Raw genomic sequence first — 13,683 nt, 5'->3', positions numbered from 1 at the left:
GTTCCTGAGTCCTCCCGTCATCTCCGGCCGTTAGGCTCTCGCGCAGGGGGCGCAGCGCTGCGCCGGGATGACGAGGGGATCGCATGACCGCAGATGGCACGGGACCGGACGTCGGCCCCGATCGATTCGCCGCCACGACCGACGCGATCGCCGCCAGCATCGGCCGCGTGATCGACGGCAAACCTGAAGCGGTGCGCTCGGCGCTCGTCTGCCTGCTTGCCGAGGGCCATCTCCTCATCGAGGACGTCCCGGGCGTCGGCAAGACGATGCTCGCCCGCGCCCTCGCGGCGAGCGTGCAGGCGACGGTGCGGCGCATCCAGTTCACCCCCGACCTGCTGCCGGGCGACGTCACCGGCGTGAGCGTCTACAACCAGGCCGACCGCGAGTTCGAGTTCAAGCAGGGTGCGATCTTCGCCCACATCGTCCTCGCAGACGAGATCAACCGCTCCTCGCCGAAGACTCAGTCGGCGCTGCTCGAGGCGATGGAGGAGCGTCAGGTCACCGTCGACGGCCGGACGCACCCGCTGCCGGCGCCCTTCCTCGTCGTCGCGACGCAGAACCCGCTCGAGATGGAAGGGACGTACGCGCTCCCCGAAGCTCAGCGCGACCGCTTCATGATGCGCATCTCGATGGGATACCCCGACGCCGACTCCGAGGCGCAGATGCTCCGTCAGCGCGACAGCGTCAACCCCCTCCACGCCCTCACGCCGGTCATCGCGGCAGCCGAGGTGCAGGATCTCATCGCGTGGGCGCGGCGCCTCCACGTCTCACGCGCCGTCGAGGAGTACGCCGTGGCGATCTCCCGCGCGACGCGCGAACACCCCGACCTGCGCCTGGGCGCGAGCCCGCGCGCCACCCTGCAGCTCGTCCGCGCCGCGAAGGTGTGGGCGGCTCTGGACGGGCGCGCGTTCGTCATCCCCGACGACATCGTGGCGCTGCTGCATCCCGTGTTCGCCCACCGTCTCATCCCGGCTCGCGCAACGGGCACGGCTCGGGGCCGCAGCGGCGCCGATGTCGTCTCTGCGGCGCTCACGAGCATCGCGGCGAGTGTGCCGGTCCCGCTCCCCGTCCGCTGAGAATGAGATGACCGACCGGACCGCTCCCCCGCTGCGTTCCCGCGCACGCCTCGCACGGCGCTTCGCGCACGCGCTCTGGCCGTTCGGCGACGGCCGCGACACGCCGTTCTGGCCGCTCACCCTGCGCGGTACGGCCGCGGTCGTCCTGGGCGCCGCGGCCATGATCGTCGCCCACCAGGTCGGACTCGTCGAGCTCGTCTACGTCGCCGTGCTGCTGTGGGCGGGAACAGCGCTGGCCTGGGCCTCGCTCTGGTTCGTCCACCGCTACGGCGACGTCGCCCGATCATTCAGCCCCGATGTGGCGGCCGTCGGGCAGCCGAGCGACGTGACCCTTCACGCGACGGCCCGCGGCGGCTTCGCCGGCGCCGCAGCCCGATGGCAGGACGCCCTCGGTCCGGGATGGGAGGGCGACGCGAGCGGGATGCTGCCGCCCGCCGCCGCCGCCGAGCACGTGCGCCTGCACTACCGCGTGCGGCCCACGGTCCGCGGCGTCCGCGAGGTCGGCCCGTTCCGCGTCATCGTCACCGACCCGTTCGGCTTCGCCCGTCGGCGGATCCGGCTGGGCACCGTCGAAAGCGTCACCGTCGCCCCCGCCACGGTCGCGCTGCCGCCGCTCACCGAGTTCCCCGGCGAAGCCGGCGGTAGCCTGCACACCGCCACGCACCAGCTCGGCGAGGGCGCCGACAACCTCATCCCCCGCGTCTACATGCCGGGCGACTCGATGCGACGCATCAACTGGCGCGCCAGTGCTCATCACGACGAACTGATGGTGCGGCAGGAGGAGCAGGAGTCCACGCCCGAGGCGACCGTCGTGCTCGACCGTGCCGAGACGCGCTGGCCCGCCGCAGCGACCGCGCCGGGAGCCGATGCCGCCTTCGAGACGGCGGTGACCCTCGTGCTCTCGGCGGCCGCCCGCCTCATCCGAGAGGGATACGACGTCTCGGTCATCGAGGCCGACGGACGCCCCATCGGTGCCCTCGTGCCCGCCGGCGACGGCGTCGCCCTCGAGCAGCTCGCGGTCGATCTCGCGACCGTCTCGACGGCCGGCGAGGACCGCCTTCCGCTTCTCCCCCGGCTCTTCGCCGCGACGATGGCGGGACCACTCGTGGTGGTCACCGGACGCCTCACCGTCGCCGATGCCGAACGGCTCGCCCCCGCCGTCGGACACACCGCGCTGCCGATGCTGTTCGCCGCCGATCCCGACCGCGGCGCGGTCGACCGAGCGCGTGAGGCCGGGTGGCGAGCCGCCACCCTCGTCCCGGAAACCGACGTCGCCGAGATCTGGCGGAACGCCGCGGATCGGGGGCGCTCCCATGCCGCCGCGTGATCCGACGTCGCCCGCAGCTCACCCCGTGACGCAGACCAGCCGCATGCCGACCCGTGCACAGATGACCCGGGGCGGGGACGCCCTGCTCTCTCTCGCCCTGCTCGGCGCCCTCGTGGCTGCGTCGCTGCCCCTCCTCCGGGTCCTCGCCGGCGGCCTGTGGGTGGCGACGGGCCTGTTCGTGGTGTGCTCGATCCTCGCGGTCGGTGTCGTCCTCCGGAGGCTCCGCGCCCCCGCGATCGTCACGACGATCGCGGAACTCGTCGTCGCGGTGGCCCTGGTCACGCTGTTCTTCTTCTCGGGATCGGCGGTGCTCGGCATCATCCCGACACCGGCGACGTTCGCGGAGCTGCCCACGATCGCCGCGGCCGCGTCGCAGCAGATCGTCGAGGGCATCGCGCCGGTCGCCGTCGAGCGCCCGCTCGCGGCGCTCGTCGTCAGCGCCGTCGCCGCCCTCGCGATCCTCCTCGATCACACGGTCGTGACCGCCCGGATGCCGCTTCTCGCCACCGTCGCCCTCGTGGCGGTATGGCTCATCCCCGCCCTGGCGGTGCCCGCCCGCACCGACGTCGCCGCCTTCGTCGTGCTCGCCGTCTCGGCGCTGCTGCTGATCCGCGCCGAGACGCGTTCGCGTGAGCGGGCGACGCTTCACCTCGCGGCGGGCTCGGTCTCCGATCACCCCGAGGATGCCGGTGCGCCGACACGGCGCAGCGGTGCGGCGGCGGCCGTGACCGCCACCGTGGCCGTCGCCGCGATCCTCGCCGCCGTCGTGATCACCCCCGAACTCCCCCGGCCGGCACCGCGAGCCGGAGTCGGGACGGGCCCCGCTACCACCATCAACGCCAACCTCGAGCTCGGCGACGACCTGCGCCGACCCGTCGAGGTCGAGGTGCTGAGCACCCGCACGAACGCGCCCACGATGCCGTATCTGCGCGCCGCGACACTGTCGCAGTTCGACGGCGACGTCTGGGAGCCCGACCGCGGCGACACCGTTCCGCTGAGTCCGGAAGCGCTCGGTCCGGTCACCGCCGGGCCCGACATCCGGGTCACCGAGTACCTGACGACCGTCACGATCGACCAGCTCAACTCGCCGTGGCTGCCGATCCCGGGGCCCGCGGTGCGGGTCGATGATCTCGCGGGGTCGTGGGAAGCCATGCCGGCCAACCGCACGGTGGTCGCCGCCGATGCAGCCACGCCCGGGCAGGAGTACCTCACGACGACCCACGTCGTGCGTCCGACGCTCGAGCAGATCCAAGCCGCCGGAACGACGACCGAGGGCCTCTCCGACGCGCTGACTGCGCTCCCCGACGACATGCCGGACGTCATCGCCGAGACGGCGTCGGAGATCACCGCCGACGCGGCCAACGACTACGACCGGCTCGCGGCTCTGCAGCGCTGGTTCCGCAGCGCCGCCTTCAGCTACTCGCTCGACGCGCCCGTGTCCGACGGATTCGACGGGTCGGGTGTCGATGCGATCGCCGACTTCCTCGACGAGCGCGCGGGATACTGCGTGCACTTCGCTTCGGCGTTCGCCGTCATGGCCCGCACGCTCGGGATGCCGTCGCGCATCGTGATTGGCTACCTGCCGGGCACCCTGACCGGCGCGTCGGTCGACGACCAGAGCGTCGCGACGGTGTCGAGCTCGCAGCTGCACGCCTGGCCGGAGGTCAACTTCGCAGGCATCGGCTGGGTGCAGTTCGAGCCCACGAACAGCCTCGGCGCACCGCAGACGTACACGCGGTCGACGCAGCCGGTGCCCGCCGACGGCGGCCAGGACGTGACCGAGGAGACCGCGCCGGAGGAGGCGGCCCCCCTCGCGCCCGAGGACGCCCCGAGCCCGACGCCGACCGCATCCGCGCCCGCCGGCACCGCTGCCGGCGAATCTCCAATCGCGGTCGCTCTGCCCTACGCCGGCGTCGTCGTCGGTGTCATCGTGCTGCTGCTGATCCCAGCCCTGGTCGGCGCGTTCCGACGCCGGCTCCAGCTCGCGGCGGCCGGTCGCGGCGATGTGCTCGCGGCGTGGCGGTTCGTCCGCGAGAGCGCGCGCGACATCGGCGAGGCGGTGCCGGCATCCGAGAGCCCGCGCGCCCTGGGGGCTCGCCTCGCGGCATATGCCGGCGTGCCGGAGGACCGCGTCGAGTCGCTCGTCGGCGCCGTCGAACGGGCGAGCTTCGGACGCCACGCGGACCGCGTCGGCCGAGCGCCCGGCCGGGCCGCGGCATCCGACGCGCGAGCGATCCGTGCCGCATTGCTCGCGTCGGTGTCGTCGCCGCGGCGGACGACCGCCGTGCTGTTGCCCCGGGCGGTCTTCACCGCCTGAGGACGCCGATGGGGCGCACTTCTGCGCGTGCGACGCGGAGATATCCGCGCACGACGTGCGGAAGTGCGCCCCACCGGGGCGGATCAGGCGCGCGCGGCCGGTGCCTCCACCTCGTCGGCGCGGTCGTCCGCGCTGTCGTCGGCGAACGGGTCGCCCGAGCGCTCGGCGTCGTACAGATCGCGGTCGAGGATGCCCTCGCGTCTGGCGACGATCGTCGGAACGAGCGCCTGACCCGCCACGTTGACGGCGGTGCGGCCCATGTCGAGGATCGGGTCGATCGCGAGAAGCAGCCCGACGCCCTCGAGCGGCAGACCGAGGGTCGACAGCGTCAGGGTGAGCATGACGGTCGCGCCGGTGGTCCCCGCGGTGGCGGCCGAGCCGACGACCGAGACGAGGACGATCAGCAGATACTGCACGAAGGTGAGCTCGAGCCCGAAGAACTGCGCGACGAAGATCGCCGCGATGGCGGGGTAGATCGCCGCGCAGCCGTCCATCTTGGTCGTCGCGCCGAACGGCACGGCGAAAGACGCGTACTCGCGCGGCACGCCGAGGTTCCGCTCCGTGACGCGCTGCGTGAGCGGCAGCGTCCCGATCGACGAGCGAGAGACGAACGCGAGCTGCACCGCGGGCCAGACGCCCGAGAAGTACTGGCGGATCGACAGACCGTGCGTCTTCAGCAGCACGGGGTAGACGACGAACAGCACGAGCGCGAGGCCGATGTAGATCGCGACGGCGAACCACAGGAGCGTCGTGAGCTTCTCCCAGCCGTAGGTGACCACGGCGGATCCGATGAGACCGAGCGTGCCGAGCGGAGCGATGCGGATGATCCACCAGAGCACCCGCTGGACGACCTTCAGCGCCGATTCGGTGAACGACACGAAGGCATCGGCGCGCTTGCCGAGCTTCAGGGCGGCGATGCCGATCGCCACCGAGATGACGATGATCTGCAAAACGTTGTAGCCGACGTTCGAGCTGGCGACACCCGTCTCGGCGTCGACCGAGGTCGACACCGTCAGGCCGAGGAAGTTCTGCGGGATGAGCCCGGTGAGGAAGGCCCACCACGAGCCGACGCTCGAGGGCGCACCCTCGGCGAGCTCGCCCGCGTCGACGCGTGCGCCGGGCTGGATCGTGACACCCAGCACGATGCCGATCGTCACGGCGATGAGGGCGGTGATGCCGAACCACAGAAGCGTCTGGCCCGCGAGGCGCGCGGCGTTGGTGACGTTCCGCAGCTGCGTGATCGACGCGACGATCGCGAGGAAGATCAGCGGCACGACGGCGGTGCGCAGCAGGGTGACGTAGCCGCTGCCGATCGTCGAGAGCGTCGCGGCGAGACCGTTCGGGTTGCCCTCGGCGTCGTCGCCGAGCTGGCGGGCGAGGAGGCCGAGCAGCAGGCCCGCGATGAGGGCGACCGTGATCTGGAATCCGAACGAGCGGTAGAACGGCTTTTTCGGCTTGGGCGCGCGCGTGGCGGTGGCGGCGCCGCGTGCAGGCGTGGCAGAACTCATGGTGAATCTCCTGGGGGGTGGCGTCGCGGTGGCGACCATGAAACGTTAGGCGCTTTCGGAGGTGCCCCGGGTCGTGTGACCGCGGATGACGGCGGTGGTCCGGCATCCGTCGCCTTCGCGTCAGACTGCCGCCGAACTCTGCCTTCTTCTGCATGAGCCGGCATCGCCGAGCCCGAGCGCCTCGAAGATGGCACCGTGATCGACAACGCCGCGACCGACGCGCTCCATTCCCTGCTCGCTCCCCCCTCCGAGACCGCCGCGCTCTCCCTCGAGGTCGTGCGTCGCTGGTCTGCTCCGGCGTTGACGAATCACGCCCTGCGCTCCTGGGCCTGGGCGCGCCTGCGGGCGGAGGCGCTCGGGATCGCCCACGATCCCGAGCTGCTCTTCGTCGCCGCGATGCTCCACGATCTCGGCGTCACGCCGGCGTTCGACGCCCACGAGGTGGCGTTCGAATCGGCGGGCGGAGCGGCGGCGTGGGCCTTCGCCGCGGGTGCCGGCTGGACCCCGGAGCGCCGCGAACGGACGCGCGAAGTCATCGAGCGGCACATGTGGGTCAGCGTCGATCCCGAGCAGGATGCCGAGGGCCATCTGCTCGAGGTCGCGACGAGCCTCGACGTGTCGGGGGCGGCGCCGGAGCTGTGGGATGCCGCGGCCCTGCGCGCGGTGACGACGCTGCACCCGCGGCTCGACTTCACGGCGCACTTCGCCGGCTGCATCCGAGCGCAGGCGGCACGCAAGCCCGGAAGCCCTGCCGCACGGCTGGACGCCTCGGGCCGGATCGGCGCCGGCGGCGAGGTCTGGGACCGGATCCTGCGGGGGGGGTGACGCGACGCCCGACCGGTGCCGGGAAAGCGGAAGAGCGCCACTCCCTCGGGGGTGACGCTCTTCGCTTCGGCGGAAGTGACAGGATTTGAACCTGCGAGGCGAGTTACCCCGCCTACATGGATTCCAGCCATGCTCCTTAGGCCGCTCGGACACACTTCCGTCCGCGAGTTTATCAGTCCTCGCGCGCGGTCCTCACCGCTCACCCTCGGGGCGGCCGCGGTTAGGCTCGGAGGGTGACTGATTCCTCTCTCGTCCTGGTCGCCAACGCGGGTGACAGCAGCATCAGCGTGTTCCGCCTCGTCGCCGGGGCGCTCGAGCGCGTCTTCGTCGCCGAGGGGCTGACGGGCACCGGCACGTTCGCGGTCGACGCGGAGCGCGACCTCGTCTACGCCGGCGTGAAGGGCGGCGCCGAGGGCGAACCCGCGGGCATCGTCACGCTCGCACTCGACCGCGCGTCGGGCGACCTGACGCCCCGCTCGCGTCTCGATCTGCCGGACGGCTCGATCAGCTACGTCGCCCTGACCCGCGACGGCACGGCGCTGCTGGCCGCCTCGTACGGCGGCGACTACGGCCTCGTCGCGCCCGTGGCGGACGGCGTCGTCGGTGAGCCCACGGCACGCGTGTCGTTCTCGAAGCTCCACTCCGTGCTCGCGAGCGACGACGGTCGCTTCGTGTACTTCGTCTCGCTCGGCGACGACCTGGTGGCCGCCTATGCCCTCGGCGAGGATCTCTCGCTCACCGCGGTCGGCGACGGCACGGTCGCGGCGCCCGCCGGCAGCGGCCCCCGCCACCTCGTGTTCAGCGCGTCGGGCGACGCGGTCTACGTCATGACCGAGTACTCCGGCGAAGTGCTCCACTACGCCCGCGACATCGAGACCGGCGCGCTCGAGCTGCGTTCCGCGGCATCCGCCGTCGACGCCTCGGCCGGGCTCGTCTTCGGCGAGATCGGGGGCGACCCGGTCGCGAACCACGCGGTCTGGGGCGCCGACATCCACCGCGGCGCCGACGGCTCGGTGCTCTGGACCTCCGAGCGATCGACCAGCACCCTCAGCGCCGTCGCGGTCGCCGCGGACGGGACGGTGAGCGCGCCCCGCGAGTTCGTGCCCACCGAACCGCAGCCGCGCGGATTCGCGCTCTCCCCCGACGGATCGCTGCTGGTCGCGGCCGGCGAGCGGTCCCAGACCGTGACGCTCTACGCGGTCGACGGCACCCGGCTGCAGCAGCTCCAGCAGGTCGAGACCGGCGCGGGCGCGAACTGGGTGCGCTTCGTCTGAGACCGGGATCGGGCGGGCGCCGCGGCGCGCGACGGGGGTACCGTGGTTAGGTGACCCTTTCTTCGCGCACCGCTCCCCGCACGCCCCGACCGTCGATCGAGCTCGAGGTCGTCGCGACCGAGCGCCTGTCGTCGCACCTGGTGCGCGTGACGCTCGGCGGCGATGGTTTCTCGCGGTTCGAGAACCGACCGGAGACCGACAAGTACGTCAAGCTGAAGTTCACGACGCCGGCCCCGGAGTCCGCGCCGGTGACCCGCACCTACACCGTCCGCCGGGTCGACGCCGTCGCCCGCACCCTCGACATCGACTTCGTCGTCCACGGCGACGACGGGCTCGCAGGACCCTGGGCGGCGAACGCCCAGATCGGCGACCGGCTCGAGCTCGTGGGCCCCGGCGGCGGGTACGCGCCCGATGCCGCGGCCGACTGGCACCTCTTCGCCGGCGACCTCTCCGCGGTCCCCGCGATCACGGCCGCGCTCGAAGCGCTCGAGTCGGATGCCGTGGGCCACGCCTTCATCGAGGTCGAATCGGACGATGCGATCCTCCCCCTCGCCGCACCCGACGGCGTCGAGATCGAATGGATCGTCGATCCCTCCCACGACGTCGACGCCCTCGCAGCGGTCGTGCGCCAGTTCGAGTGGCCGGCCGGCCGCGTGCACGTCTTCGCCCACGGCGAGCGGGAGTCGATGAAGGCGCTGCGTCCGGTGCTCTTCGCCGAGCGCGGGCTGGAGCGCACGCAGGTCTCGCTGTCGGGCTACTGGGCGCGCGGCCGCACCGAGGACCGCTTCCAGGCGGAGAAGCGCGAGCCCATCGGCCAGATCCTCTGACCTCGCGCTCCCGGCGTCAGCCCGCGGCTCGACCCCACCCGTCGATGCCGAGCCCACCCCCCGCGCGCACGGAATGAGGGGTGGGCTGGGGGCGAAGGGGTGGGGTGGGCGACGCGGATGCCGCAGAACGCCGCGCGCGGGAATGCCGGCGGCATCCCCCGACGTTCCGATACCCATGACGACAGTGGGAATCATCGGAGCAGGACACATCGGCAGCGCGCTCGCGGAAGGGCTCGTCGCGCAGGGACACGACGTCGTGATCGCCAACTCGCGCGGACCCGAGACGCTCGCGGACCTCGTCGCCCGCCTGGGCGACCGGGCACGCGCCGCGACGGCGACCGAGGCGGCGGAGGCCGGCGAATGGGTCGTCGTGACGGTGCCTCTGAAGGCGCTCGGCGACATCCCGGCCGCGCCGCTCGCGGGCAAGATCGTCCTCGACACGAACAACTACTACTTCGAGCGCGACGGGCACATTGCCGAGCTCGACGAGAAGCGCACGACGACGAGCGAGATGGCCCAGCGTCACTTCGCGCAGTCGAAGGTGGCGAAGGCGTTCAACCACATCATGGCGCGCGACATCAACACGGACGGATCGCCCGCAGGCACGCCGGGTCGCCGCGCGCTCGCGACCGCGAGCGACCACCCCGAAGCACTCGCTCTCGTGACCGCCGTGTACGACGCCTTCGGATTCGACGCCGTTGACATCGGGTCGCTCGCCGAGACGTGGCGCGTCGAGCGCGACCAGCCCGCCTACGTCGTCCGGCAGAACGCGGACGAGCTGCGGGCGAACCTCGCACGCGCAGAACGCTGACGAACCGGCGGCCGGGTCACCATCCCATCGAGCCCGGGATCCCCTTGAAGGGTCCGGCGAGATTCGCGGTGACCCAGCCGCCGTAGAAGCCGCCCGGCTGCGGGGTGACGATCTCACCGTCGACGGTGCAGCGATCCATGCCGCCGGCGTAGACCGCCACCCGGCCGACGAGCTGCTCGAACCCGGGCGACGGGTCGGGGTAGCCCCACGCGGCCCGCTCCCGGACAGCGTCGCCGCGCACGAGGTCGAAGTACGTCGCCGCACCCTTGAACTCGCAGAACGACGAGCCCGAGGTGGGAACGAGCGAGCCCGGCTCGAAGGCCGCGGCGGGCAGGTAGTAGACGGGAGGGTGGCTCGTCTCGACGACCCGCACGACGTCATCGGTGTCGAGGATCGTCACGGCGGCGAGGTCGATCGTGACGCGCACGTCGACGCGCTCGAGGCGCGGCGGGCGCGGGTAGTCCCAGACGGATTCCTGTCCGGGGCCGACGGGGTCGGGGGTCGGTCGTCTCATGACAGCACGTTAGGCTCGGGGCTCCGCCGCGCGCCTCCCGTTGCGCCGGCGCGTCGAGAGTGCTCGCACGCCGCGGGCGATCCCCCGCCAGCCGACGAGCAGCGCGAGCAGGGTGAGCGTCGCGACGATGACGAACGGCAGGGCGGTTCCCTGACCGGATGCGGCGCGCAGCAGCATCCCGCCGGCTACCGTCACGATCCACACGCCCGCGCCGGTGCGCAGCGGCGCCGTCGGCGCCCGCCAGGCGCGTACGACGAGCCATCCGACGATCAGGGCGGTGAGGAAGGGCCAGGAGGTCTGCCACAGTCCCGCCAGCACGTCGGAGTCGTGACTCGCCCGTCCGGTGGCGGCGAAGGCGACGACGAGCAGGACGTCGAGCAGCAGGGCGAAGAAGGCCATGCGTCCATCCTCCCCCGCTGCGCCCCAGAGGTTCCTAGACTCGGCCCATGGCTTCTCCCGATGCGACCGCTGCGTTCCGCGCGGCTCGCGACTTCCTGCTCGACAACGCCCACGACCCCGCGGCGGCCCACGCCGGTTTCGCGTGGCCCGAGGTCGGCCCGCACTTCAACTGGGCCGTCGACTGGTTCGATGCGATCGCGGCGGGCAACGACCGGATCGCGCTGCACATCGTCGAGGAGAGCGGGGACGAGACCCGGGTGACCTTCGATGAGATGCGTCGGCGCTCCAACCGCGTGGCGAACTGGCTCACCGGGCTGGGGGTGCGACGCGGAGACGCCGTCATGCTCATGCTCGGCAACCGGGTCGAGCTGTGGGAGGCGATGCTCGCGATCCTCAAGATCGGGGCCGTCATCCTCCCCACCTCGGTCGTGCTCGATACCGATGACCTCGCCGAACGCATCGAGCGGGCCGGTATCCGCGCGGTCGTCGCGGACGGAACGGATGCCGTCAAGTTCGACGGCATCGCGGGCGATTTCGCCCGCATCGTCGTCGGCGGCGAGCGTGAGGGGTGGCACGGCTTCGGCGCGTCGGGCGCGGCATCCGATGCGGCGCCGGGGATCGTCGTCGACTCGGCGGACGCGGCGATCGTCTACTTCACCTCCGGAACGACGTCGCGTCCGAAGATGGTCGTGCACACGCACGTCAGCTACCCCGTCGGGCACCTGTCGACGACGTACTGGATCGGCGTGCGCCCCGGCGACGTGCACATGACGATCAGCGCTCCGGGATGGGGCAAGCACGCCTGGAGTCTGTTCTTCGCCCCGTGGATCGCCGAGGCGACGATCTTCGTCTACACCTACGCGAGGTTCGACGCGCCGGCGCTCGTGTCGCAGCTCGATCGCGCCGGTGTCACGACGTTCTGCGCGCCGCCGACGGTGTGGCGGATGCTGATCCAGGCCGATCTCGAACGGCGGCCTCGCGCCCTGCGCGAACTGCTCTCGGCCGGCGAGCCGCTCAACCCCGAGGTCATCGCGACCATCGAGCGCTGGTGGGGCCTGCAGATCCGCGACGGCTACGGCCAGACCGAGCTGACCGCCGTCGTCGGCAACACTCCCGGAGTGCCCGTGAAGCCGGGCGCGATGGGGCGGCCGCTGCCGGGAAACGACATCGTGCTGATCGATCCGGTCACCGGCGCGATCGGCGACGAGGGCGAGATCTGCCTGCCGACGTCGCCGGAGCGGCCCCTCAACCTGATGCCGGGGTACCTCGGCGAGCCCGAGCGCACCGCCGCGGTCGACCACGACGGCTACTACCGCACGAGCGATGTCGCGGTGCGGGATGCCGACGGCGCCCTCACCTTCGTCGGCCGCACCGACGACGTGTTCAAGGCCAGCGACTTCAAGGTCTCGGCGTTCGAGGTGGAATCGCTGCTGCTGACCCACCCGGCCGTGGCCGAGGCCGCTGTCGTCGGCGCGCCCGACGCCGTGCGGTTGAACGTCGTGAAGGCATACGTCGCTCTCGCCGCCTCCTGGGAGCCGACGGCCGAGACCGCCCGCGCGATCCTCGCTCACGCTCGCGAGACGATGCCGCCCTACATGCGCGTGCGGCGCGTGGAGTTCTTCGACCTGCCGAAGACGATCTCGGGCAAGATCCGCCGGGTCGAGCTGCGCGAGCGCGAGATCGCGGCCGCCGATGCGGGCGGGCAGGTGGCGAGCGAGTTCCGCGAGGCGGACTTCCCGGGTCTGAAGGGCTGAGACCGGCGGGGCGGGCCATACGTTCGTCGGACGGGCGGGGCCGGAGATACCCGGGAGGCGCCGTGACGTTACACCAGCACCGGCGATCCGACGGATGTATCGTGCGCCCCGGGTCAGCCGAGGAACTCCCAGGGGTCGAACGCCTCGATCGGGATGACGCGCACGCGCGGCAGCGGCGCATCGAAGGCGTGCGCGTCGTACTCGAGGTCGAAGAACTCGACACCGGGAAGCGCGGTCAGCTCGCTGCTGCGGAACTCCGAGAACGCGAGCACGCCCACGCGCCGGTCGCCGCCGGTGAGTGCCGCGATCTCGCCCACGAAATCGCGGTCGTGGCTGACGAGCACCACGTCGTCGTCGCGTTCGCGGAGCGCCGTGAGCGTCCGCTGGATGGCGATGTCGACGACCTTCTCGTCACCGTCGCCCGACAGCGGCACCGGCTTGTACCCGAGCGCGAGCAGCGCCTGCACGAACGACATCGGCAAGTGGTTGCTCGCGTTGAGGAAGAACAGCCCCCGCGCGGTCTGGCCCCACGTGTCGTCGACGAACTGCAGCAGGCGATCCCAGCGCGGACGCTCCTCGGGCGCCGGACGGCGTCCGAGAATCGATTGGCCGAGCGTCGCGTCGATGTTCTCGCCGTCGATGAGCAGCCACGTCACGCGTTCGGTCATCGGATCCTCCGTCTGCAAAGCTTGTCCTCGAACGCTATCAAGCCACGACCGCGCGGCGACGACGGCGACGGCGGCGACGACGGCGACGACGGCGACGGGAGACTTGTGTGAGCGGTTGGATGCTGTTCCAGCACGGACGTCGGCGTCCGCCGAGATCTGGAGCCCGCCGGATCGCCGTAGCGATCGTCGTGTTCGCCGTTTCGGCCGCCCTACTGCCGTTCGTCGTGATCGGGACCATGGAAGCCGCCGCGAACGGCCGCGCGACGGACGCGATGATCTTCGGCTTCGTCGGGCTTCTCCTCGTTCTCGGCGTCGGGGCGCCGATCGTCTCCGTCGTCGGCGTGATCAGCGAACGTCGGCGCCGCTGATCGCCGCCGCGCGGA

General features: G+C 71.9%; 13 protein-coding genes and 1 tRNA gene. 9 read left to right on the top strand and 5 right to left on the bottom strand.

Going from position 1 to position 13,683, the window contains the following annotated elements:
• Positions 1 to 83: 83 nt before the first annotated feature.
• Genes F6B42_RS12230 through F6B42_RS12220 form a run of 3 tightly spaced genes read left to right on the top strand, consistent with a single transcriptional unit; the run spans position 84 to position 4,720 of the window.
• Complete coding sequence (locus tag F6B42_RS12230) at positions 84 to 1,076, top strand: AAA family ATPase (protein WP_150419965.1); 993 nt, start codon at positions 84 to 86, stop codon at positions 1,074 to 1,076.
• A 7-nt stretch (positions 1,077 to 1,083) separates the two neighbouring features.
• The gene (locus tag F6B42_RS12225; RefSeq protein ID WP_150419964.1) at positions 1,084 to 2,403 is read left to right on the top strand and encodes a DUF58 domain-containing protein; all 1,320 of its coding nucleotides are present in this window, start codon (positions 1,084 to 1,086) and stop codon (positions 2,401 to 2,403) included.
• Positions 2,404 to 2,446: 43 nt separating this feature from the next.
• Positions 2,447 to 4,720, top strand: coding sequence for a transglutaminase family protein (locus F6B42_RS12220; protein ID WP_223878480.1), 2,274 nt, complete (start codon positions 2,447 to 2,449; stop codon positions 4,718 to 4,720).
• Between the two features lie 83 nt (positions 4,721 to 4,803).
• Here the strand turns inward: F6B42_RS12220 and F6B42_RS12215 are convergent, their stop codons facing one another.
• Positions 4,804 to 6,228, bottom strand: coding sequence for a dicarboxylate/amino acid:cation symporter (locus F6B42_RS12215; protein WP_150419962.1), 1,425 nt, complete (start codon positions 6,226 to 6,228; stop codon positions 4,804 to 4,806).
• A 195-nt stretch (positions 6,229 to 6,423) separates the two neighbouring features.
• Between F6B42_RS12215 and F6B42_RS12210 the strand changes: the two genes are divergently transcribed.
• Positions 6,424 to 7,053, top strand: coding sequence for an HD domain-containing protein (locus tag F6B42_RS12210; RefSeq protein WP_223878479.1), 630 nt, complete (start codon positions 6,424 to 6,426; stop codon positions 7,051 to 7,053).
• A 70-nt stretch (positions 7,054 to 7,123) separates the two neighbouring features.
• On the opposite strand, the gene F6B42_RS12205 is transcribed toward F6B42_RS12210, so the two are convergent.
• A tRNA-Ser gene (locus tag F6B42_RS12205) sits at positions 7,124 to 7,212 on the bottom strand.
• A 74-nt stretch (positions 7,213 to 7,286) separates the two neighbouring features.
• Between F6B42_RS12205 and F6B42_RS12200 the strand changes: the two genes are divergently transcribed.
• The 3 genes from F6B42_RS12200 to F6B42_RS12190 all read left to right on the top strand — a co-directional run bounded on the left by F6B42_RS12200 (position 7,287) and on the right by F6B42_RS12190 (position 9,965).
• Positions 7,287 to 8,327, top strand: coding sequence for a lactonase family protein (locus F6B42_RS12200; protein WP_150419961.1), 1,041 nt, complete (start codon positions 7,287 to 7,289; stop codon positions 8,325 to 8,327).
• A 50-nt stretch (positions 8,328 to 8,377) separates the two neighbouring features.
• Entirely contained in the window at positions 8,378 to 9,154 is a 777-nt protein-coding gene (locus F6B42_RS12195) for a siderophore-interacting protein (RefSeq protein ID WP_150419960.1), read from the top strand.
• A 142-nt stretch (positions 9,155 to 9,296) separates the two neighbouring features.
• On the top strand, positions 9,297 to 9,965 hold the full coding sequence (locus tag F6B42_RS12190; protein ID WP_396652468.1) for an NADPH-dependent F420 reductase: 669 nt from the start codon (positions 9,297 to 9,299) through the stop codon (positions 9,963 to 9,965).
• A 16-nt stretch (positions 9,966 to 9,981) separates the two neighbouring features.
• On the opposite strand, the gene F6B42_RS12185 is transcribed toward F6B42_RS12190, so the two are convergent.
• Together F6B42_RS12185 and F6B42_RS12180 are read right to left on the bottom strand one after the other, a co-directional pair.
• Positions 9,982 to 10,479 (bottom strand): DUF427 domain-containing protein, encoded by a 498-nt coding sequence (locus tag F6B42_RS12185; protein WP_150419958.1) that lies wholly within the window; start codon positions 10,477 to 10,479, stop codon positions 9,982 to 9,984.
• Positions 10,480 to 10,488: 9 nt separating this feature from the next.
• Positions 10,489 to 10,878 (bottom strand): DUF3054 domain-containing protein, encoded by a 390-nt coding sequence (locus F6B42_RS12180; RefSeq protein ID WP_150419957.1) that lies wholly within the window; start codon positions 10,876 to 10,878, stop codon positions 10,489 to 10,491.
• Between the two features lie 47 nt (positions 10,879 to 10,925).
• Here F6B42_RS12180 and F6B42_RS12175 point away from each other — a divergent pair, with 47 nt between their 5' ends.
• Complete coding sequence (locus F6B42_RS12175; RefSeq protein WP_150419956.1) at positions 10,926 to 12,632, top strand: AMP-binding protein; 1,707 nt, start codon at positions 10,926 to 10,928, stop codon at positions 12,630 to 12,632.
• A gap of 113 nt (positions 12,633 to 12,745) precedes the next feature.
• Here F6B42_RS12175 and F6B42_RS12170 read toward each other — a convergent pair whose 3' ends face one another.
• Positions 12,746 to 13,300 (bottom strand): NYN domain-containing protein, encoded by a 555-nt coding sequence (locus F6B42_RS12170; RefSeq protein ID WP_150419955.1) that lies wholly within the window; start codon positions 13,298 to 13,300, stop codon positions 12,746 to 12,748.
• 188 nt (positions 13,301 to 13,488) lie between these two features.
• On the opposite strand from F6B42_RS12170, the gene F6B42_RS12165 reads away from it, so the two are divergent.
• A complete protein-coding gene (locus F6B42_RS12165; RefSeq protein ID WP_150419954.1) occupies positions 13,489 to 13,668 on the top strand; it encodes a hypothetical protein in 180 nt (59 codons plus the stop codon).
• Positions 13,669 to 13,683 lie beyond the last annotated feature (15 nt).

The organism is Microbacterium radiodurans (assembly GCF_008710705.1).
GTDB classification, from domain to species: domain Bacteria; phylum Actinomycetota; class Actinomycetes; order Actinomycetales; family Microbacteriaceae; genus Microbacterium; species Microbacterium radiodurans.
This window is presented reverse-complemented; position numbering and strand designations above follow the sequence as displayed.

Excerpts from the sequence above, each read along its gene's own strand:
- F6B42_RS12190 (WP_396652468.1), top strand. The coding sequence starts at position 9,297 with ATGCCGGCGGCATCCCCCGACGTTCCGATACCCATGACGACAGTGGGA.
- F6B42_RS12215 (WP_150419962.1), bottom strand. The coding sequence starts at position 6,228 with ATGAGTTCTGCCACGCCTGCACGCGGCGCCGCCACCGCCACGCGCGCG.
- F6B42_RS12225 (WP_150419964.1), top strand. The coding sequence starts at position 1,084 with ATGACCGACCGGACCGCTCCCCCGCTGCGTTCCCGCGCACGCCTCGCA.
- F6B42_RS12180 (WP_150419957.1), bottom strand. The coding sequence starts at position 10,878 with ATGGCCTTCTTCGCCCTGCTGCTCGACGTCCTGCTCGTCGTCGCCTTC.
- F6B42_RS12185 (WP_150419958.1), bottom strand. The coding sequence starts at position 10,479 with ATGAGACGACCGACCCCCGACCCCGTCGGCCCCGGACAGGAATCCGTC.
- F6B42_RS12170 (WP_150419955.1), bottom strand. The coding sequence starts at position 13,300 with ATGACCGAACGCGTGACGTGGCTGCTCATCGACGGCGAGAACATCGAC.
- F6B42_RS12175 (WP_150419956.1), top strand. The coding sequence starts at position 10,926 with ATGGCTTCTCCCGATGCGACCGCTGCGTTCCGCGCGGCTCGCGACTTC.
- F6B42_RS12230 (WP_150419965.1), top strand. The coding sequence starts at position 84 with ATGACCGCAGATGGCACGGGACCGGACGTCGGCCCCGATCGATTCGCC.
- F6B42_RS12220 (WP_223878480.1), top strand. The coding sequence starts at position 2,447 with ATGCCGACCCGTGCACAGATGACCCGGGGCGGGGACGCCCTGCTCTCT.